This window comes from Leucobacter komagatae (genome assembly GCF_006716085.1).
In the GTDB taxonomy this organism is placed as follows: Bacteria; Actinomycetota; Actinomycetes; order Actinomycetales; family Microbacteriaceae; genus Leucobacter; species Leucobacter komagatae.
In genome coordinates, this window is record NZ_VFON01000001.1 from 231,458 (window position 1) to 251,207 (window position 19,750).

Genomic DNA, 19,750 nt, shown 5'->3' on the forward strand with positions numbered 1-19,750 from the left:
CGCTCAACCCGCTCCGCTGGCTACGCCCGCTCCAGTTCTCCAAGCAGTACCAATGCAATCGGCCCAGGGTATGCAGCCTACAAAGCAGGTGCTGCATATCCTGGGCCGATTGCATGTAGATGGTGTGGGGCCGGGGCCGGGGCCGAGGCCGGGGCCAGGGTTCGGTCTGGGCGCCAGGGGCCGGGCCCGCTACGCCGCGTAGCGGGCGGCGGCGTCTCGTGCGAAGTCTGCGCCGTACTGCTTCGTGAGAATCTCCTCGCGGAACTCGACGAAGGTGCCGTCGATGATCGACTGACGAATCTGGTCGACGAGCCGCACGATGAACCGCTCGTTGTGGATCGTCGCGAGCGTCGACCCGAGCATTTCCTTCGCCTTGAAGAGGTGGTGCAGGTACGCCGCGGTGTAGTTTTCGCACGTGTAGCAGTCGCACTCGGGGTCGAGGGCTTCGAAGCGCCGCCGCTGGGTGGCGGCCTTGGCATTGATGCGGCCACTGCTCGAGTACATGGTTCCGCCGCGGGCCTGACGCGATGGCGCAACGCAGTCGAAGGTGTCGGCGCCGGCCGCGATCCCGAAGAAGAGGTCATCGGGCTCCGAGATGCCGAGCAGGTGACGGGGCTTGTTCTCGGGCAGCTCGTCGCAGACCCAGCCAACAATCTCGCCGAGCTCGGTCTTCTCGATCGCGCCGCCGATGCCGAAGCCGTCGAACTCTTGCTGGGTGGCGGTCGCGCCGCGAAGCCCGGCGAGACCGCTCGCCGCCCGACGCCGCAGATCTTCATACTGCGCGCCCTGCACCACACCGAACAGCGCCTGGTACGGCCGGTGCTGGCGCTCAGCGGTCTGGCGCGCGTGCTCGTCGAGGCAGCGAACCGCCCAGCGCTCGGTTCGCTCGACCGAGTCCTCCTGATACGCGCGAGAGTCGAGCAGCGTCGTGAGCTCGTCGAACGCGAACATGATGTCTGCGCCGAGCTGGTGCTGAATCTGCATCGAGACCTCCGGCGTGAAGCGATGCTTGTCGCCGTTGATGAACGACTTGAACGTGACGCCATCCTCGTCGACGTGCGCGAGCCGTTCCTTGGTCTTCGCGATGACCTCTGCCTCCGCGTGCGACTTCTCGCTCATGGAGATGACCTTCTTGAAGCCGACGCCGAGCGACATCACCTGGAACCCACCCGAATCAGTAAAGGTCGGGCCATGCCAGTTCATGAACTTCCCGAAACCACCGGCCTCGTCGACGATGTCGCTGCCCGGCTGCAGGAAGAGGTGGTAGGCGTTCGCCAGCACTGCCTGACCGCCGAACTGCGTCACCGTCTCGGGAAGCACGGCCTTCACGGTGGCCTTCGTGCCCACGGGAATGAACGCCGGGGTCTGGATGTCGCCGTGCGGGGTGTGGATCGTGCCGGCCCGGCCGAGGGGCCGACCGTCACTGCCGGTTGCCCCGCCAGACTCGAGGTGATGCTCGACGTCGAAGCTGAAGTCAGCGGGGGAGGGGGAACCGGGGGAAGTAGGAGTGTCAGTCACCCACTCAGTGTAGAAGTAGGCAACCGCGAGTAGCCAACACGCGCGGGAACGCGCTGGGCAGGGCGCAGATCAGCGGAGATCACGGGGAAGAAGGATCCGTGGGCCGTCGCTGGCCGCGAGGTGAACGACGGAGCAATATCGCATGAACGGCGGAAAGACACGAAGACACGCCCGAGATGAGGGCCGGGGTTGCGGGTTCGGGGGAGCGCGCGTAATGTATTCCCTTGTCAGCGCAACGCAGCCGGGCCGTAGAGCGGTTCGGTTTATACCGGTGCGCAGGATCACCTCGTGTGATACGTTAGACAGGTTGCTCTTCGGAAAGCCTCAGGGTGAGTACGGTGGGTGTCTGGATCTTGAGAACTCAATAGTGTGCACTTAAATTGTCAAATGCCAATTTATTATCCCCGGCATCGAGCCTTTTGGTTTGGTGTTGGAGATTCCTTTTTTATGGATAACGAAATCGTCAGATGATGGTTTCTGTCCAGGTTGAACTCGCAGTCTGGTCTACCTTATTCCGGTGGCTGGCTGCTATTCGTTTTTTACGGAGAGTTTGATCCTGGCTCAGGACGAACGCTGGCGGCGTGCTTAACACATGCAAGTCGAACGATGAAGCCCAGCTTGCTGGGTGGAAGAGTGGCGAACGGGTGAGTAACACGTGAGTAACCTGCCCTGAACTCTGGGATAAGCACTGGAAACGGTGTCTAATACTGGATACGACCTATCACCGCATGGTGTGTGGGTGGAAAGATTTATCGGTTCTGGATGGACTCGCGGCCTATCAGCTAGATGGTGAGGTAATGGCTCACCATGGCGACGACGGGTAGCCGGCCTGAGAGGGTGACCGGCCACACTGGGACTGAGACACGGCCCAGACTCCTACGGGAGGCAGCAGTGGGGAATATTGCACAATGGGCGCAAGCCTGATGCAGCAACGCCGCGTGAGGGATGACGGCCTTCGGGTTGTAAACCTCTTTTAGTAGGGAAGAAGCGAAAGTGACGGTACCTGCAGAAAAAGCACCGGCTAACTACGTGCCAGCAGCCGCGGTAATACGTAGGGTGCAAGCGTTGTCCGGAATTATTGGGCGTAAAGAGCTCGTAGGCGGCTTGTCGCGTCTGCTGTGAAAACCCGGGGCTCAACCCCGGGCCTGCAGTGGGTACGGGCAGGCTAGAGTGCGGTAGGGGAGATTGGAATTCCTGGTGTAGCGGTGGAATGCGCAGATATCAGGAGGAACACCGATGGCGAAGGCAGATCTCTGGGCCGCTACTGACGCTGAGGAGCGAAAGCATGGGGAGCGAACAGGATTAGATACCCTGGTAGTCCATGCCGTAAACGTTGGGAACTAGATGTAGGGCCTGTTCCACGGGTTCTGTGTCGTAGCTAACGCATTAAGTTCCCCGCCTGGGGAGTACGGCCGCAAGGCTAAAACTCAAAGGAATTGACGGGGGCCCGCACAAGCGGCGGAGCATGCGGATTAATTCGATGCAACGCGAAGAACCTTACCAAGGCTTGACATATACGAGAACGGGCGAGAGATCGTCAACTCTTTGGACACTCGTATACAGGTGGTGCATGGTTGTCGTCAGCTCGTGTCGTGAGATGTTCGGTTAAGTCCGGCAACGAGCGCAACCCTCGTCCTATGTTGCCAGCACGTTATGGTGGGAACTCATGGGATACTGCCGTGGTCAACACGGAGGAAGGTGGGGATGACGTCAAATCATCATGCCCCTTATGTCTTGGGCTTCACGCATGCTACAATGGCCGATACAAAGGGCTGCGATACCGCGAGGTGGAGCGAATCCCAAAAAGTCGGTCTCAGTTCGGATTGGGGTCTGCAACTCGACCCCATGAAGTCGGAGTCGCTAGTAATCGCAGATCAGCAACGCTGCGGTGAATACGTTCCCGGGCCTTGTACACACCGCCCGTCAAGTCATGAAAGTCGGTAACACCCGAAGCCGGTGGCCTAACCCTTGTGGAGGGAGCCGTCGAAGGTGGGACTGGTGATTAGGACTAAGTCGTAACAAGGTAGCCGTACCGGAAGGTGCGGCTGGATCACCTCCTTTCTAAGGAGCACTCAACCACTGTGTGGTTGCAGAATTGGGGCGTTCATCACCGATCGTGTGATGCGTACCCGCTCATGGGTGGAACATTTGACAAAGTAAGCTGTGATTAGCTCGCCTGTGTGAGTACATCATGTCCGTTTTCTGCGGGGGTGAGAGGAAAGTTTGGGTGGGGTAGTGACTGCTTCTTTGAGTGCATACTGTTGGGTCCTGGAGACCCAGACCGCAAGACGTTGTCTTGTGTGCTTGGTTTCTTCAGCCCTGGTGTCTAGAACGTGTTGTCTAGCTGTCCAGGGATTGACCGTACGTTGAGAACTACACAGTGGACGCGAGCATCTTCGATACACGCACTGATGATCTTTCGGGATTGTGGTGTGTGTCTCATTGGTCACGCATGAGCCTTCGGGTTTGTGTGTGTTTCTAAATAATTTACTTATGTGATTTCAAGTTTCGAAGAGCAAACGGTGGATGCCTTGGCATCTGGAGCCGAAGAAGGACGTAGTAATCTGCGATAAGCCTCGGGGAGCCGATAAACGGGCTGTGATTCGAGGATTTCCGAATGGGGAAACCCCGCCAGCGCGCGTGCGTAGCTGGTGACTCCCGCCTGAATATATAGGGCGGGTAGAGGGAACGTGGGGAAGTGAAACATCTCAGTACCCACAGGAAGAGAAAACAACATGTGATTCCGGTAGTAGTGGCGAGCGAACCCGGAAGAGGCTAAACCGGTGGTGTGTGATACCTGGCAGGGGTTGCATCATCGGGGTTGTGGGACGTTGCTGGAGGCGCTGCTGAGCCTTCGACGTGAATGTTCAGGTTATAGGGGAACCGCTTGGAACGGCGGACCGGAGTGGGTGAGAGTCCCGTACCCGAAATGACCTGGCTGCGTGTGGCGTATCCCAAGTAGCACGGGGCCCGAGAAATCCCGTGTGAATCTGTCAGGACCACCTGATAAGCCTAAATACTCCCAGATGACCGATAGCGGACTAGTACCGTGAGGGAAAGGTGAAAAGTACCCCGGGAGGGGAGTGAAATAGTACCTGAAACCGTTTGCTTACAATCCGTTGGAGCAGCCTTGTTGCTGTGACAGCGTGCCTTTTGAAGAATGAGCCTGCGAGTTAGCGATATGTGGCGAGGTTAACCCGTGTGGGGTAGCCGTAGCGAAAGCGAGTCTGAATAGGGCGGTTCAGTCGCATGTCCTAGACCCGAAGCGAAGTGATCTATCCATGGCCAGGCTGAAGCGCGTGTAAGAGCGCGTGGAGGGCCGAACCCACTTAGGTTGAAAACTGAGGGGATGAGCTGTGGATAGGGGTGAAAGGCCAATCAAACTTCGTGATAGCTGGTTCTCTCCGAAATGCATTTAGGTGCAGCGTTGCGTGTTTCTTGCCGGAGGTAGAGCTACTGGATGGCCGATGGGCCCTACAAGGTTACTGACGTCAGCTAAACTCCGAATGCCGGTAAGTGAGAGCGCAGCAGTGAGACTGTGGGGGATAAGCTTCATAGTCGAGAGGGAAACAACCCAGATCACCATCTAAGGTCCCAAAGCGCGTGCTAAGTGGAAAAGGATGTGGAGTTGCTGTGACAACCAGGAGGTTGGCTTAGAAGCAGCCACCCTTGAAAGAGTGCGTAATAGCTCACTGGTCAAGTGATTCCGCGCCGACAATGTAACGGGGCTCAAGCACGCCACCGAAGTTGTGGCATTCATATAGATAGGTAGGCCTTCGTGGTCCAGCCGTATGGATGGGTAGGAGAGCGTCGTGTGGCGAGTGAAGCGGCGGTGTGAACCAGCCGTGGATGCCACACGAGTGAGAATGCAGGCATGAGTAGCGAAAGACGGGTGAGAAACCCGTCCTCCGGAAGACCAAGGGTTCCAGGGTCAAGCTAATCTTCCCTGGGTAAGTCGGGACCTAAGGCGAGGCCGACAGGCGTAGTCGATGGACAACGGGTTGATATTCCCGTACCGGCTGGTAACCGTTCAAGACCTAACCAGTAGTGCTAAGCAAACCAAAGCTTCATGGATCCTTCGGGTGATGTGGGGTGGCGGCTGCGAACCCGAACTGGGGTGGTGAGCGTGAGGTGTGACGCAGGAAGGTAGGTGATCCCGGGCGATGGTTGTCCCGGGCTAAGCATGTAGCCTGCGGGATAGGCAAATCCGTCCCGCGTGAAGGGTGAGATGCGATGGGGACCCGTATGGGGAAGTCATTGATCCTATGCTGCCGAGAAAAGCATCGACGTGAGGTTGCTAGTTGCCCGTACCCCAAACCGACACAGGTGGTCAGGTAGAGAATACTAAGGAGCTCGAGATAATTATGGTGAAGGAACTCGGCAAAATGCCCCCGTAACTTCGGGAGAAGGGGGGCCATCCACTTATTAGGCTTTACGCCGAAAGGGTGTGGTGGCCGCAGAGACCAGTGGGGAACGACTGTTTACTAAAAACACAGGTCCGTGCTAACACGCAAGTGGACGTATACGGACTGACGCCTGCCCGGTGCTGGAAGGTTAAGAGGAGCGGTTAGCGGTTTTCGGACTGCGAAGCTGTGAATTTAAGCCCCAGTAAACGGCGGTGGTAACTATAACCATCCTAAGGTAGCGAAATTCCTTGTCGGGTAAGTTCCGACCTGCACGAATGGCGTAACGATTCCCCAGCTGTCTCCACCGTAAACTCGGCGAAATTGCAGTACGAGTAAAGATGCTCGTTACGCGCAGAAGGACGGAAAGACCCCGTGACCTTTACTACAGCTTGGTATTGGTGTTCGGTGTGGCTTGTGTAGGATAGGTGGGAGACTGTGAAGCGGGCACGCTAGTGTTCGTGGAGTCATTGTTGAAATACCACTCTGGTCATATTGGATATCTAACGACGAACCCTGATCGGGTTTTCGGACAGTGCCTGGTGGGTAGTTTAACTGGGGCGGTTGCCTCCCAAAAAGTAACGGAGGCGCCCAAAGGTTCCCTCAACCTGGTTGGCAATCAGGTGGCGAGTGTAAGTGCACAAGGGAGCTTGACTGTGAGACTGACAGGTCGAGCAGGGACGAAAGTCGGGACTAGTGATCCGGCAGTGGCTTGTGGAAGCGCTGTCGCTCAACGGATAAAAGGTACCTCGGGGATAACAGGCTGATCTTGCCCAAGAGTCCATATCGACGGCATGGTTTGGCACCTCGATGTCGGCTCGTCGCATCCTGGGGCTGGAGTCGGTCCCAAGGGTTGGGCTGTTCGCCCATTAAAGCGGTACGCGAGCTGGGTTTAGAACGTCGTGAGACAGTTCGGTCCCTATCCTCTGCGCGCGTTGGAAATTTGAGAGGATCTGACCCTAGTACGAGAGGACCGGGTTGGACGAACCTCTGGTGTGCCAGTTGTTCTGCCAAGGGCATGGCTGGTTGGCTACGTTCGGGATGGATAACCGCTGAAAGCATCTAAGCGGGAAGCCGGCCTCAAGATGAGATTTCCGTAGGAGTTTACTCCTGTGAGGCTCCCAGTAGATGACTGGGTTGATAGGCCAGATGTGGAAGCGCGGTAACGTGTGGAGCTGACTGGTACTAATAAGCCGATGACTTGACTTCATCCCAAATAGTTTTGGGGCATGAGTATGTTGTTGTAACGATGTTCGCGTCTACTTTGTGGTTCTTGACGTACGGCCACAACCCCGTGCATCCGTTGTGGTGCCTGGTTAGGGGTTGGGTTTCATGTCAATAGAGTTTCGGTGGTTATAGCGTCAGGGAAACGCCCGGTCACATTCCGAACCCGGAAGCTAAGGCTGACAGCGCCGATGGTACTGCGAGGGGGACCTCGTGGGAGAGTAGGACACCGCCGAACATTTATTGGGAAAGCCCCGGAGCAATTGCGCTCCGGGGCTTTCGTCATTTCAGGACACAATGCACAGGGGATTCCTAGGCTCGCCATCGCGGACCCGGTTCATCCGATAAACTGGAAGCTGGGTCAACGAGCACAAGCGAAAGAGGCAGCCAATGGGCGCGATGATGGGTACTATTCTCTTCCTCGCGCTCGTGTCTCTCATTTCTCACCCGCTCGCTAAACGGTTCGGGCGTCGCGTGTTTCTCGTGCTTGCGGGCCTCATGGCTGTGGCGCTCGTCGTATTCGTCAGCCTCGCTGCATCGGTGTTCGGCGGCGAGACGCTCGTGGAACACGTTGAGTGGATTCCGCAGCTCGACGTTGGGCTCACGCTCAGGCTTGATCCGCTCTCGATGCTGTTCTCGCTCCTGGTGCTCGGCGCAGGTTCACTTGTGCTGCTCTACTGCGCGCACTACTTTGATGATGGTGAGGTTGGTATTCCCCGGTTCGCCGGCGTGTTCATGGGGTTCGCGACCAGCATGCTCGGGCTCGTCGTCGCCGACAACGTCTACCTGCTCTTCATCTTCTGGGAAGCGACGACGATCTTCTCCTTCCTGCTCATTGGGCACGTGCTCCGCCTGCGCACCGCGAACTCCGCGGCGCTGCAGGCGCTGATGATCACGACGCTCGGCGGCCTCGCGATGCTCGTCGGCTTCGTGCTGCTCGTGCAGGCAGGCGGGACGCCGCTGCTTTCTGAAATCATCGCTGACCCGCCCGAGGGTACGCTCGTGACTGTCGCGGTGTACCTCGTGCTGCTTGGCGCGATCTCGAAGTCCGCGATCTTCCCGCTGCACTTCTGGCTGCCCGGCGCGATGGCCGCTCCGACCCCAGTGTCTGCGTACCTTCACGCCGCCGCGATGGTGAAGGCCGGTGTCTATCTCATTGCGCGCATGAGCGAGCCTTTCGCTGATGTGCCGGGCTACCGCTGGACGCTCGTGATCCTCGGCGGCATCACCATGCTCATCGGCGGGTTCCGTGCGCTGCGCCAGTTCGACATCAAGCTCATCGTCGCGCAGGGCACGGTGAGCCAGCTCGGCCTCCTTGTGATGGTCATCGGTGTTGGTGACGCACGCGCGACGTTTGCGGGCCTCGTGCTGCTGTTCGCCCACGCGGTCGCGAAGGCGCCACTGTTCCTCTCGGTGGGCATCGTCGACTACTCCACGGGTGTGCGTGACCTGCGCCGATTGAGTGGCCTCGGTAGACGTATGCCCGTGCTCGCGATCGTGTCGATCGTCGCCGCAGCCTCGATGGCCGGCATCCCGCCGTTCTTCGGGTTTGTGGCGAAGGAGTCGGCCTTCGCCGAGCTCCTCGAGGTCGGCCACGAGCACCCGGCGGCGTACGTCGCGCTCGCGGTGGCCGTGGTGGGCAGCATCTTGACCGTCGCCTACATGATCAGGTTCGTGTGGGGTGCCTTCGCATCGAAGCCGGGCGTTGCCGACACTCCGATCGAGCACCCGGCGGCCGCAGGCATTGTGTTCGCCCCCGCGATGTTCGCCGCGTTTGCGGTCGTGTATGGGCTCGCTTCGCCGCTGCTCGACCCCCTCTTCCGTCAGGCAGTTCCCGCATCGCCACTCGGCGACCCCGAGCACCTCAGCCTGTGGCACGGGTTCACCCTGCCGCTCGCGCTCTCAGCCGGCATCCTCGTGCTCGGCGTGCTCGTCTTCTTCCCGGCCCGGAAGCTCGCGGTGACGCTGCCGCCGCCTTCAGAGCGCTTCTCGGGCTCGCACGCCTACTGGGTCGCGACTCATGCGCTCGACACGATCGCGATCAAATTCACGTCGCTCACCCAGCGCGGCTCGCTGCCCTTCTACCTCGCGGTGATCCTGTCCGTGCTCGTGCTCGCCCTAGGCGGCACGGTGCTCTCGGTGCAGCAGTGGCCCGACGAGATCTCGATGATCTCGAGCCCCGTCGACATTCCGATTGCGATCGTCATGATTGTCGCCGCGCTCTTCGCGATGCGCGCCCGCACCCGTTTCCAGGGGGGCCTCCTCGTCGGGGTGACTGGCTACGGCATGGCGACGATCTTCGCACTGCACGGGGCGCCCGACCTCGCCCTCACGCAGCTCCTGGTAGAGACCGTGACTCTCATCGCGTTCGTGCTCGTGATCAGGCGATTGCCCGCCCACATGGCAGAGCGCCCGCGGCGCGTGACCCGCGGCTTCAGGCTCGCTCTTGGCCTCGGAGTCGGCCTCGTTCTCGGCGCCGTCGCCGTTGTCTCGCTCGGCGCGCGCATCGCCGACCCCATCTCGCTGGCCATGCCGCAGCTTGCCGTGGAGGGCGGCCACGGGTACAACGTCGTGAACGTCATGCTCGTTGACATTCGCGCGTGGGACACGATGGGGGAGCTGTCGGTGATTCTCGCCGCTGCGACCGGCGTCGCGTCGCTCGTGTTCCTCAACACGCGCGACGATCAGAGCCCGCACCTCAGCAGGCGCGAGGCGCGCAACGCGACGCGCGCCCATCTGCTGCGGGTCGCCGACCCCGAGGACCCCGCGAGCCGCATGAACTGGCTGCTTGCGGGCTCGTACCTCAGGCCCGAGCGCCGGTCGATCATTCTCGAGGTCGTCGTGCGGCTCGTATTCCACGGCCTGCTCATCCTGTCCGTGTTCCTGCTGCTCTCGGGGCACAACGCCCCCGGTGGCGGGTTCGCCGCGGGCCTCGTTGCCGGCCTCGCACTGGTCGCGCGCTACCTCGCGGGCGGCCGTCACGAGCTGCGGGCGACGGTCGCGCTCGACGCGGGCAGGATCCTGGGGATCGGCCTTGCGCTCGCGGTGACGATGGCGATCATCCCGCTGTTCTTCGGTCAGCCTGCGCTCTCATCCAGCTGGGTCGACGTCGACCTCGGCCCGTTCGGTTCGTTGCCGCTCGTGACGTCGACGCTCTTCGATATTGGCGTGTACCTCGTGGTCTTCGGCCTGGTGCTCGACGTGCTGCGTAGCCTCGGCTCGGAGATCGATGAACACGAAGAAGAAGACCACGCCGAGTTCCAAGAGGAGGTAGCGAAGTGACAATGCCCCTCGTGCTCGTCGCGGTAATGGTTGTGATGTACGTCGCAGGCGTCTACCTGCTGCTCGACCGAAGCCTCACTCGCATCATGCTCGGCTTCCTGCTCGTCGGCAACGCGACGAACCTGCTCATCTTCCTGATGTCCGGCAGCTTCGGCTCCGCCCCGATCGCCGGGGGAGACGGCGAGATGAGCGACCCGCTGCCGCAGGCCTTCATTCTCACCGCAATCGTGATCACGTTCGGTGTCAGCGCGTTCTTGCTCGCGCTCATCTACCGCTCCTGGCGACTCGCGCGCGTCAGCGACGACCATGTTGAGGATGACGCTGACGACCTCGCGATCGCGAGCGCCGAGACGCTCACGACCGGCCAGGTCACCGATGAGGATCTCGAGGACGCGCCCGAGTTCGAAGAAGACGTATCCGAAGACGGCACGGGGGAGGCCCGCAAGTGACATTCCTCGTACCCCTCGTCGTACTGATCCCGCTCGTCGGCGCGGCGCTTGCGCTCGCGGTTCCCGGGCACCGCGCCCTGCAGCGCGGCATCACGCTCGTCGCGCTGACGGCGAGCTCGATTCTCGGCATCGCGCTCATGTTCATCGTCGATGGCGGCGGGCCCCTCGTGATGCAGGTCGGCGGCTGGGCAGCGCCGTATGGCATCTCGCTGGTCGTTGACCGCGTCTCAGCGCTCATGCTCGCGGTCTCCGCGATCGTGCTGCTCGCGGTGTTCATCTTTTCCATCGGGCAGGGCCTCGCCGACGGCGACGAGGAGACCCCGGTCTCGATCTACTACCCGACGTACATGGTGCTCGGCGCGGGGGTGTTCAACGCCTTCATCGCGGGCGACCTCTTCAACCTGTACGTCGGCTTCGAGATCCTTCTCGTCTCGAGCTACGTGCTCATCACGCTCGGCGGCACTGCCCCCCGCATCCGCGCCGGCGTCACCTACGTTGTCGTGTCGCTCGTGTCATCGATCCTGTTCCTCGCGGCGATCGGCCTCGTGTACGGCGCGACCGGCACCGTGAACATGGCGCAGCTGCAGACCCGCATTGCGGAGCTGCCGAGCGACCTGCAGCTCATTTTGAACCTCGCGCTGCTCATCGCGTTCGGCATTAAGGCGGCGGTCTTCCCGCTCGCGTTCTGGCTGCCCGACTCGTACCCTACGGCGCCGGCGCCCGTCACCGCGGTCTTCGCGGGCCTGCTCACGAAGGTCGGCGTCTACGCGATCATCCGCACCCAGACGATGCTGTTTCCCGAGTCGAGCGTCGACCCGTTATTGATGGTGATCGCAGCGCTCACCCTGCTCGTGGGCATCCTCGGTGCGATCTCGCAGCTCGACGTTAAGCGCATGCTGTCGTTCACGCTCATCAGCCACATCGGCTACATGATCTTTGGTATCGCGATCGCGACGTCCGCGGGGTTCGCCGCAACCATCTACTACATCGCGCACCACATTATTGTGCAGACGACGCTGTTCCTCGCGGTCGGGCTCATGGAGCGTCAGGGCGGCACGACCTCGCTGTCGGGGCTCGGCGGGATGCTCCGCAGCGCGCCCGTCATCGGCGTGCTCTTCTTCATCCCGATGCTCAACCTGGGCGGCATCCCGCCGTTCTCGGGGTTCCTCGGAAAGGTCGGCCTGTTTACAGCCGGAGCCCAGCTGCAGTCACCGGGCGCGTACTGGCTGATCGGCATCGGCGCGCTCGTGTCGCTGCTCACGCTGTACGCGCTCGCGCGAGCGTGGGTGCTCGCGTTCTGGCGCCCGAAGCCCGCCGCCGCGAACGCTGCGAAAGACCCGGCGAAGGATCCCGTGAAGTCGCCCTCCACCGAGGCCCTGCGGCTGCGGGAGCGCGAGGAAGCGATGATCGAACGGCTGCAGGATGCGCCCGACGCCGCCCCAACACAGGAGCGCAAGGGGATCCCGCGCCTCATGATCGCGGCGACCGTCGGAATGATCGGCGTGAGTCTCGTGCTGACCTTTGCCGCCGGCCCACTCTTCGCCTACGCCGAGCGCGCGGGCGATGACCTCGCTGCTCCTGAGGGGCTCGCCTCGCTCGTCTTGGACGGCGAGCACCCGAACGGTGGCAGCGGCTCCACCGCAGCGCCAGAGGAGGTCGACAATGGCTAAGCGCACCCCACGCACGGTGCGGGGCATGGAACTCATCGTGCGTTTCCACGAGCTACCGTTGCTCGTCGGCCTCGTTGTGCTCTGGATGATGCTCTGGCGCGAGGCGTCGCTCCTCTCGCTCGTGAGCGGCATCGTCGTCTCGATCGTGATGATGCGCGTGTTCTACCTGCCTCCCGTCGCACTCGCAGGGCGCTTCAACCCCTGGTACGCGCTGCGATACCTCGGGTACTTCCTGTGGAACCTTGCGCGCGCCTCGTTCGAGGTCGCCTGGCTCGCCGTTCGGCCCGGCCCGGTGCCGGAGACGTCGATTATCGCGGTGCGGCTGCGCACGAGCTCCGACTTCATCCTCACGATCGTCGGGCTCACGATCTCGCTGATCCCCGGCTCGCTCGTGGCCGAGGTCGACAGGTTCGGGTCGACGCTCTACCTACACGTGCTGAATACGCCCTCGCAGAAGGCGATCACCAAGATGCGCCACGACGTCGCGACGATCGAGCGGCTGCTCATCCTCACGCTCGGGTCGAAAGAAGAAGTTCAGGCGGTGCGCAGATGACGTTCGAAGTCACGATGTTTATCGCGATCGGGATCGGCCTGACGTTTACCGCGCTCGCCGCTCTCGTGCGGATCGTGCGCGGGCCGACGATCCTCGACCGCATGGTCGCCTCCGACGTGCTCCTCACGACCGTGATTCTCGCGCTCGGCGCCGACATGGTCGCGCGCGGGCACACCGACTCGATTCCGATCATGGTCGCGATTGCCGCGACCGCGACGTTCGCGACGATCGTTGTCGCGCGCTACGTGAAGCGGCGAAGCGAGCAAGACCTACCGGAGACCACGGGGGAGGCGGAACATGTTTGACCAGATCCTCGACGCGTTGGCGCTCGTGTGCCTGCTGCTCGCCGCGCTCCTGTCGGCCGCGGCGGGCATCGGGCTCCTGCGGTTCACCGATGCGCTGAGCCGGCTGCACGCCGCCACGAAGCCGCAGATCTTCGGTCTGCTGCTCGTGATCGCCGCTGTCGCCCTTGACCAGCGCTCCTTTGGGGTGCTGCTCGCGCTCGTTCCCGTGTTCGTGTTCCAGGCCCTCACCGCGCCGACGGCCGCGCACATGGTGGGCCGCGCCGCGTACCGTACCGGGCAGCTCGACCAGCGCACAATCCTTGTCGACGAGCTCGGCCCCGCCGTCGAGCGGGCTACCGCCAACGCCGCCGCGCAAGACCGGGAGCAGGCGCTCGCCGAGGCCGAGCGCGACCGGCAGCTCGAGGCGGAGAACGCGGAACGCGAGGTCAAGCCCGTGCGCCCGCCGACGCTCAGCTGATATGACTTTACCGGCTCGCGCGCGCCGCGCGCCGCGAGTTTTCCGCCCGCGCGCCAGCCCCCAGATAGACAGGAAAGGCGGCCCCTCCGCAGAGGGGCCGCCTTTCGCTCACCAGAGTAGCGCTAGGACTTGCGCTGGGCGCCTACGCGTCGACGAGGTAGCGGCTGTACGCCGGCACCGTAAGGAACGTCGGGAACGTGTCACCGAGCGCGACGTCCGCGAAGAGCTCAGCCGCGTCATCGTAGCGGTCGCCCTCGAAACGTTCGAAGCCGCGAACCGTCTCGGCGAGGATGTCAGACACCCAGGCGCGCGTGATCGGGGTGCCATCGGCGGTGCGCTGATCCTGATGGATCCACTGCCAGATCTGCGAGCGGCTGATCTCGGCCGTCGCAGCGTCCTCCATGAGGTTGTCGATCGCCGCAGCGCCGATGCCGCGCAGCCATGACTCGATGTACCGGACTCCGATCGAGACGTTGTCGCGCACGCCTGCCTCGGTGATGTCGCGGCCAATGTGCACGTCGAGCAGCTGCGCCGCCGTCACCTCGACGTCGTCGCGCTGGCGATCCACCTGGTTCGGGCGATCGCCGAGCACAGCGTCGAACTCCGCCTGTGCGACGGGGATGAGGTCGGGGTGCGCCACCCAGGTGCCGTCGAAGCCGTCGGTCGCCTCGCGGTTCTTGTCAGCGCGCACCTTCTCCTCGGCTAGGCGGGTCACCTCGGGGTCGCGACGGTTCGGGATGAACGCGCTCATGCCGCCGATTGCGTGGGCGCCGCGCTTGTGGCAGGTCTTCACGAGCAGCTCGGTGTACGCGCGCATGAAGGGCACCGTCATGGTGACCTCGCTGCGGTCGGGCATCACGAAGCGCGCGCCGCGGCCGCGGTAGTTCTTGATGATCGAGAAGATGTAGTCCCAGCGGCCCGCGTTGAGGCCGGCCATGTGGTCGCGCAGCACGTAGAGGATCTCCTCCATCTCGAACGCGGCGGGCAGGGTCTCGATGAGCACCGTCGCCCGGATTGTGCCGTGCTCGAGGCCGAGCCGCTGCTCGGTGAAGGTGAAAATGTCGTCCCAGAGCTTCGCTTCCTCGCTCGACTCGAGCTTCGCGATGTAGAAGTAGGGGCCGTGACCGTTCTCGATGAGCTGCTTCGCGTTGTGGAACGCGTACAGGCCGAAGTCAACGAGGCTGCCAGACGCGGCGCCCTGCTGGCCCTGAGCATCGGTGAACCGGATGTGCTTCTCAACGAGGTGCCATCCGCGGGGCCGCATCACGATCGTGGGCGTGCGCTCTGCGGTGATGCGGTACTCCTTGCCCTCCGGGCTCGTGTACTCGAGCTGGCCGCGGATCGCGTCGAACAGCGAGAGCTGGCCGCCGATGACGTTGCGCCAGGTCGGGCTCGTCGCATCCTCTTGGTCGGCGAGCCAGACCTTGGCGCCGGAGTTCATCGCGTTGATCGTCATCTTCGGGTCGGTGGGGCCGGTGATCTCGACGCGGCGGTCCTCGAGACCGGGTGCCGGCGCTGCGACCTTCCAGCTCGCGTCCACGCGAATGCTGCGCGTGTCTTCGCGGAACTTCGGGTCACGGCCGTTGCCGATCTCGTAGCGGCGGCGCTGCCGGTCTGCGAGGCGCTCGTGGCGCGAGCTGGCGAATCGCTCGTGCAGCTCGGTGAGGAAGGCGAGGGCCTCGGGGGTGAGGATCTCATCGGAGCGGTCGAACGGGCGGCCGTTCACGTCGAGTCGCGGTTCGTGGGTCATCGGGGTGTAGGTGCTGGGCCGCTCTGCGGTCGCGGTTGGGGTGTTCATCGTGCTGTCCTTAGCGTGAGGTGTGCGGGGGAGCCGGTGGTGAGGCCGGTCCCCGCGTGTGTGGTGAAGCCGCTGGGTGTTGCTGCTGGTGCTCCGGAGCCGGTGTCGCTCGCCGTTGAAGACTTGTGAACCCGGAACCGGGAGGTGTTGCCTGGTGTGCTTCTATCCTCTGCCCCACAATCGACTGTCGTGCGCCATCTGTCGCGTGAAATAATCCACTTTTTCTGCTTGCTGAAAGATTTTGGGTCTGTCACCATGGGAATATGACTATTGAAGCCCTCGATCTTCCGGCGGCAGAGCCCGAGACCGACTCCGGTGACGCCCTGACGCTTGGTCGCCGCATCCGCGAGCGGCGCACCGAGCTCGGCATGACGCTTGAGCAGCTTGCGCAAGCAGTCGACCGCGCGCCGTCGCAGCTGTCGGCGCTCGAGAACGGCAAACGCGAACCCAGGCTGCCGCTGCTCCGGGCGCTCGCGAGCGCGCTCCAGTCGACGGTCGACGAGCTGCTGCTCGACGAGGCCCCGAGCGAGCGGGCCGCGCTCGAGATCTCGGTTGAGCGTGCCCAGCGCGGCTCGGTCTTCCGCTCGCTCGGGCTGCAGCCCATCCGGGTGTCGAAAGCGACGAACGATGAGACGCTGCGCGCGATCATCGGCCTCCACCAGGAGGTCGAGCGGCTGCACAGCGAGCGCGCTGCGACACCGGAGGAGGCGCGGCGCGCGAACACCGAGCTGCGTGCGGGCATGCGCGTCGCGAACAACTACTACCCAGACCTGGAGCGGGCGGCTGCCGACCTGCTCGACAGCGTCGGCTACTCGGGCGGCCCCGTGCTGCAGCAGACCGTCGCGAAGGTGGCTGAGAAGCTCGGGTTCACCCTGCACTACGTGTCTGACCTGCCGCACTCGACGCGCTCGGTCATCGACCGGCGCAACGGGCGTATCTACCTGAGCGCGAACCTGCCGTCGCGCGACGCTCGCGCCCCGATCCTGCGCGCCCTTGGCAGCCTCGTGTGCGGGCACGAAGAACCGAAGAACTACGGTGACTTCCTCAAGCAGCGCGTCGAGGTGAACTACCTCGCGGGCGCGGTCCTGCTGCCTGAAACCGCGGCCGTTGAGTCGCTCAGGGATGCGAAGAAGCGCCGCGAGATCTCGATGGAGGATCTGCGCGACGCGTTCGCCGTCTCCTACGAGATGGCGGCGCACCGGTTCACGAACCTGGCAACCGAGTGGCTCGACTTGAACGTCCACTTCATGAAGGCGCACGAGTCGGGCACGCTCATCAAGGCGTACGAGAATGACGGCGTGCGTTTCCCCTCGGATGCGCTCGGTAACCTTGAGGGCGCGATGGTCTGCCGCAACTGGACGGCGAGAACGGTGTTCGCTCAGCCTGACTTCTTCAACCCCTGGTACCAGTACACCGACATGGCCGCGGGCGGGACCTACTGGTGCACGTCGCGCCTCGAGAACGCGAAGGAGGGGCAGTACTCCGTGAGCGTCGGGGTGCGCTTTGAAGACGTGAAGTGGTTCCGGGGACGCGAGACCCAGCACCGATCGAAGTCGTTCTGCCCAGACGAGCGCTGCTGCAGGCGAGCCTCGACCGAGCTGACGCAGAAGTGGCACGCGTCGGCGTGGCCCGAGGCGGCGACGCCGACGAGCCTCCTGGCAGCGCTTCCGACGGGCACATTCCCAGGCGTCGACTCCCACGAGGTGTACGAGTTCCTGGAGTCGCACGAGTAGCGCTGGTTCTGCCGGGGCCGTGAGCCCACCGCGTAATTTGCGGCCAGGGATGCGCCGCGATGCCCCACTGCGATAGCGTAGGGGGAAAGTATCGGAGTCATTGCTCCGGCGAGTAGGAAACGGGTGAGACAGTGGTGAGCGAGAAGCGGAATAAGGACACCGAGGTACGCGCCACCGAGCAGTTCCGTGAGGATCTGAACGCGATGATTCGCGCCCAGGTGACCGACCTTACGATCGATGAGCTCGAGGCCGTGCAGTCGCTCCCATCGGGCGCGGCGCTGCTCGTCGTACGCCGCGGCCCCGACCTGGGCGCACGGTTCCTCCTCGATCAGGATTCGACCGTGGCGGGGCGCCACCCAGCGGCCGACATCTTCTTGGACGACGTGACCGTCTCGCGTAAGCACGCAGAGTTCAAGCGCCGCGGTACCGTGTTCTCCGTGCTCGATCGCGGCTCGCTCAATGGGACGTACAGCAACGGTGAGCGCATCGATGGCGAGGTCGTTCTTGAGGACGGCGTCGAGGTGCAGGTTGGCAAGTTCCGCTTCACCTTCTTCGCGTCGCGGTTTGATCTGCCAGGCTCCTTCTAATGGCGGCCGCGCCACTGCGGGCGGTGCCCGTCGGGCTGCTCAGCATCGGCCAGGTGCTTGCCGCGCTGCAGGACGACTTCGCTGACCTTACGCCGTCGAAGCTGCGGTTCCTTGAAGACCAGGGGCTCGTTACCCCGGAGCGCACGAAGTCGGGTTACCGCAAGTTCTCGCAGGAGCACGTGGAGCGCGTCCGCCTCGTGCTGACGCTCCAGCGCGACCACTACCTGCCGCTGAAGAAGATCGCCGAGGTGCTCGAGGAGCTCGACGCGGGCCGTGACCCCGTCATACCCGGAGCCTCGCAGCGCAGCGCGTCAACGATCCTGTCGTCGAAGGAGGTGCTCTCGAGTGATGAGCTGTGCCACGCCGCCGCGACCAACAAGCGCTTCCTTGGTGAGGCGATCGCGGCAGGCCTGCTGCCCGCCACCGAGGTCTTCCCGTTCGATGCCATCGCGCAGCTGAACGCGCTCGTTCGACTCGCTCAGGCGGGCCTCACGCCGCGTCACCTGCGGTCGCTGCGGGTCGCCGCGGAGCGCGAAGCGGAGATGCTCGCGCACGCCGTTGCCTCGCGTGGCGAGAAGCAGGGTTCCCCGAGCGCGGTTGACGGGTCCCTTGAGCTTGTCGAGTATCTTGAGACCGTCCGCTCCGGCGTGTTGCGGCGGAAGTTTGGCGCGCTATAGATTGGCGTGATTCCGCTGATTTCTCACCTTCAACTTGAGGGTGAAGGTCGAAAACGGAATTGGGTGTTCGCGGTCGTTGCTTAGGGGGCCCTACGCCGATAGCGTTAGGTGAATTGAGCACAACGCGAGAGAGGGACGTCATGGAGCACATCGAGCCGCCATTCGGCGGTAGCGGCACTGGTGCGGGAGAGTACCTGGATTCCGCAGAGATGCTGTTCAGCGATGGCCTCCCTCAGCCGAACATTGACGGTGGCTTCAAGGGCGCCGTCGCGGCACGCGCCGCCGGCATCACCTACCGCCAGCTCGACTACTGGGCCCGCACCGGGCTCGTCGAGCCGACGGTGCGCGGTGCGAGCGGCTCGGGCTCACAGCGCCTCTACGGCTTCCGAGACATCCTCGTGCTGAAGCTCGTGAAGCGCCTGCTCGACACGGGCATCTCGCTCCAGCAGATCCGTACCGCGGTGGCACAGCTCCACGAGGCCGGCGTGCACGACCTTTCACAGACGACGCTCATGAGCGACGGCGCGGGCGTGTACCTCTGCACCTCGAACGATGAGGTTATCGACCTTGTGAGCCGCGGCCAGGGCGTCTTCGGCATCGCCGTCGGCAAGGTGCTTCGGGAGGTCGAGACCTCACTCGTTGATCTCGACGACCACCGCGAGAAGGCCGCTGACGACTCGTCGATGAACGACGAACTGGCTGCCCGTCGCGCGGCCCGCAAGACCTCTTAAATTTCTCTGGGGGAGAGCACCCTCGCACCCGTGGACCTGCCACCCTCACACCTGTGGCTCCGCCACCCTCGCAACCCACACACTGCGTATGCGATCGGCTCTTCGTATGCCCTGTGGCCCCGAAACCTGCATTGCTAGGGTCGTTCCCATGCGGTGGAGCTGAGGAAATGGGTGGAACGGGCGCTGCCCCTGCCCACCTAGCCGCGGGGTACGGAATTGCCGTGCTCTGACCCCTGGAGTGCTCTCGGCGTTCTATGACTGACAAGGGACTTAGCTTAGAAAACCCTCGGAAACGCCTCAGGGGCTACCCGGGAAAACCCGAGCAGCCCCTGACTAACGCCGTGGAGTGTGCCCCAAACAGGA

12 protein-coding genes and 3 rRNA genes are annotated in these 19,750 nt (G+C 63.0%); 13 read left to right on the forward strand and 2 right to left on the reverse strand.

Features of this window, described 5'->3' with window-relative positions:
• Positions 1–189: 189 nt before the first annotated feature.
• Positions 190–1,518, reverse strand: a complete 1,329-nt coding sequence (tgt, locus tag FB468_RS01050; protein WP_141885720.1) for a tRNA guanosine(34) transglycosylase Tgt — start codon at positions 1,516–1,518, stop codon at positions 190–192.
• A 538-nt stretch (positions 1,519–2,056) separates the two neighbouring features.
• Here tgt and FB468_RS01055 point away from each other — a divergent pair.
• From FB468_RS01055 to mnhG, 9 genes are all read left to right on the forward strand, one after another.
• A 16S ribosomal RNA gene (locus tag FB468_RS01055) occupies positions 2,057–3,579 on the forward strand.
• Positions 3,580–4,017: 438 nt separating this feature from the next.
• A 23S ribosomal RNA gene (locus FB468_RS01060) occupies positions 4,018–7,130 on the forward strand.
• A 136-nt stretch (positions 7,131–7,266) separates the two neighbouring features.
• A 5S ribosomal RNA gene (rrf, locus tag FB468_RS01065) occupies positions 7,267–7,383 on the forward strand.
• The 16S, 23S and 5S rRNA genes sit together here, the layout of an rRNA operon.
• A 164-nt stretch (positions 7,384–7,547) precedes the next feature.
• Positions 7,548–10,427: a Na+/H+ antiporter subunit A gene (locus FB468_RS01070; RefSeq protein WP_246055669.1), complete on the forward strand. Its 2,880-nt coding sequence runs from the start codon at positions 7,548–7,550 to the stop codon at positions 10,425–10,427.
• A gap of 2 nt (positions 10,428–10,429) precedes the next feature.
• Complete coding sequence (locus FB468_RS01075) at positions 10,430–10,876, forward strand: Na(+)/H(+) antiporter subunit C (RefSeq protein ID WP_425460816.1); 447 nt, start codon at positions 10,430–10,432, stop codon at positions 10,874–10,876.
• Positions 10,873–12,546 (forward strand): Na+/H+ antiporter subunit D, encoded by a 1,674-nt coding sequence (locus FB468_RS01080; RefSeq protein WP_141885723.1) that lies wholly within the window; start codon positions 10,873–10,875, stop codon positions 12,544–12,546. The genes FB468_RS01075 and FB468_RS01080 overlap by 4 nt, the downstream gene beginning before the upstream one ends.
• Complete coding sequence (locus FB468_RS01085) at positions 12,539–13,099, forward strand: Na+/H+ antiporter subunit E (RefSeq protein WP_141885724.1); 561 nt, start codon at positions 12,539–12,541, stop codon at positions 13,097–13,099. Before FB468_RS01080 ends, FB468_RS01085 begins: the two co-directional genes overlap by 8 nt.
• Positions 13,096–13,404 carry an MrpF/PhaF family protein gene (locus FB468_RS01090; RefSeq protein WP_211359057.1) on the forward strand — a complete coding sequence of 103 codons (309 nt, stop codon included), beginning with the start codon at positions 13,096–13,098 and terminating at the stop codon, positions 13,402–13,404. Before FB468_RS01085 ends, FB468_RS01090 begins: the two co-directional genes overlap by 4 nt.
• The gene (mnhG, locus tag FB468_RS01095) at positions 13,397–13,861 is read left to right on the forward strand and encodes a monovalent cation/H(+) antiporter subunit G (RefSeq protein ID WP_141885725.1); all 465 of its coding nucleotides are present in this window, start codon (positions 13,397–13,399) and stop codon (positions 13,859–13,861) included. The genes FB468_RS01090 and mnhG overlap by 8 nt, the downstream gene beginning before the upstream one ends.
• Positions 13,862–14,003: 142 nt before the next feature.
• On the opposite strand, the gene aceB is transcribed toward mnhG, so the two are convergent.
• Positions 14,004–15,611, reverse strand: a complete 1,608-nt coding sequence (gene aceB / locus FB468_RS01100; RefSeq protein ID WP_141888041.1) for a malate synthase A — start codon at positions 15,609–15,611, stop codon at positions 14,004–14,006.
• 311 nt (positions 15,612–15,922) lie between these two features.
• On the opposite strand from aceB, the gene FB468_RS01105 reads away from it, so the two are divergent.
• The 4 genes from FB468_RS01105 (at position 15,923) to FB468_RS01120 (ending at position 19,387) form a co-directional block, all read left to right on the forward strand.
• Positions 15,923–17,392 (forward strand): XRE family transcriptional regulator, encoded by a 1,470-nt coding sequence (locus FB468_RS01105; protein WP_141885726.1) that lies wholly within the window; start codon positions 15,923–15,925, stop codon positions 17,390–17,392.
• A gap of 194 nt (positions 17,393–17,586) precedes the next feature.
• On the forward strand, positions 17,587–17,979 hold the full coding sequence (locus FB468_RS01110; protein ID WP_281290285.1) for an FHA domain-containing protein: 393 nt from the start codon (positions 17,587–17,589) through the stop codon (positions 17,977–17,979).
• Entirely contained in the window at positions 17,979–18,656 is a 678-nt protein-coding gene (gene ftsR, locus FB468_RS01115) for a transcriptional regulator FtsR (RefSeq protein ID WP_141885727.1), read from the forward strand. Before FB468_RS01110 ends, ftsR begins: the two co-directional genes overlap by 1 nt.
• A gap of 209 nt (positions 18,657–18,865) precedes the next feature.
• Positions 18,866–19,387: a MerR family transcriptional regulator gene (locus FB468_RS01120; RefSeq protein ID WP_246055920.1), complete on the forward strand. Its 522-nt coding sequence runs from the start codon at positions 18,866–18,868 to the stop codon at positions 19,385–19,387.
• Positions 19,388–19,750: the final 363 nt, after the last annotated feature.

Excerpts from the sequence above, each read along its gene's own strand:
- FB468_RS01070 (WP_246055669.1), top strand. The coding sequence starts at position 7,548 with ATGGGTACTATTCTCTTCCTCGCGCTCGTGTCTCTCATTTCTCACCCG.
- FB468_RS01075 (WP_425460816.1), top strand. The coding sequence starts at position 10,430 with ATGCCCCTCGTGCTCGTCGCGGTAATGGTTGTGATGTACGTCGCAGGC.
- FB468_RS01085 (WP_141885724.1), top strand. The coding sequence starts at position 12,539 with ATGGCTAAGCGCACCCCACGCACGGTGCGGGGCATGGAACTCATCGTG.
- FB468_RS01090 (WP_211359057.1), top strand. The coding sequence starts at position 13,096 with ATGACGTTCGAAGTCACGATGTTTATCGCGATCGGGATCGGCCTGACG.
- mnhG (WP_141885725.1), top strand. The coding sequence starts at position 13,397 with ATGTTTGACCAGATCCTCGACGCGTTGGCGCTCGTGTGCCTGCTGCTC.
- aceB (WP_141888041.1), bottom strand. The coding sequence starts at position 15,611 with ATGACCCACGAACCGCGACTCGACGTGAACGGCCGCCCGTTCGACCGC.
- FB468_RS01105 (WP_141885726.1), top strand. The coding sequence starts at position 15,923 with ATGACTATTGAAGCCCTCGATCTTCCGGCGGCAGAGCCCGAGACCGAC.
- ftsR (WP_141885727.1), top strand. The coding sequence starts at position 17,979 with ATGGCGGCCGCGCCACTGCGGGCGGTGCCCGTCGGGCTGCTCAGCATC.
- FB468_RS01120 (WP_246055920.1), top strand. The coding sequence starts at position 18,866 with ATGCTGTTCAGCGATGGCCTCCCTCAGCCGAACATTGACGGTGGCTTC.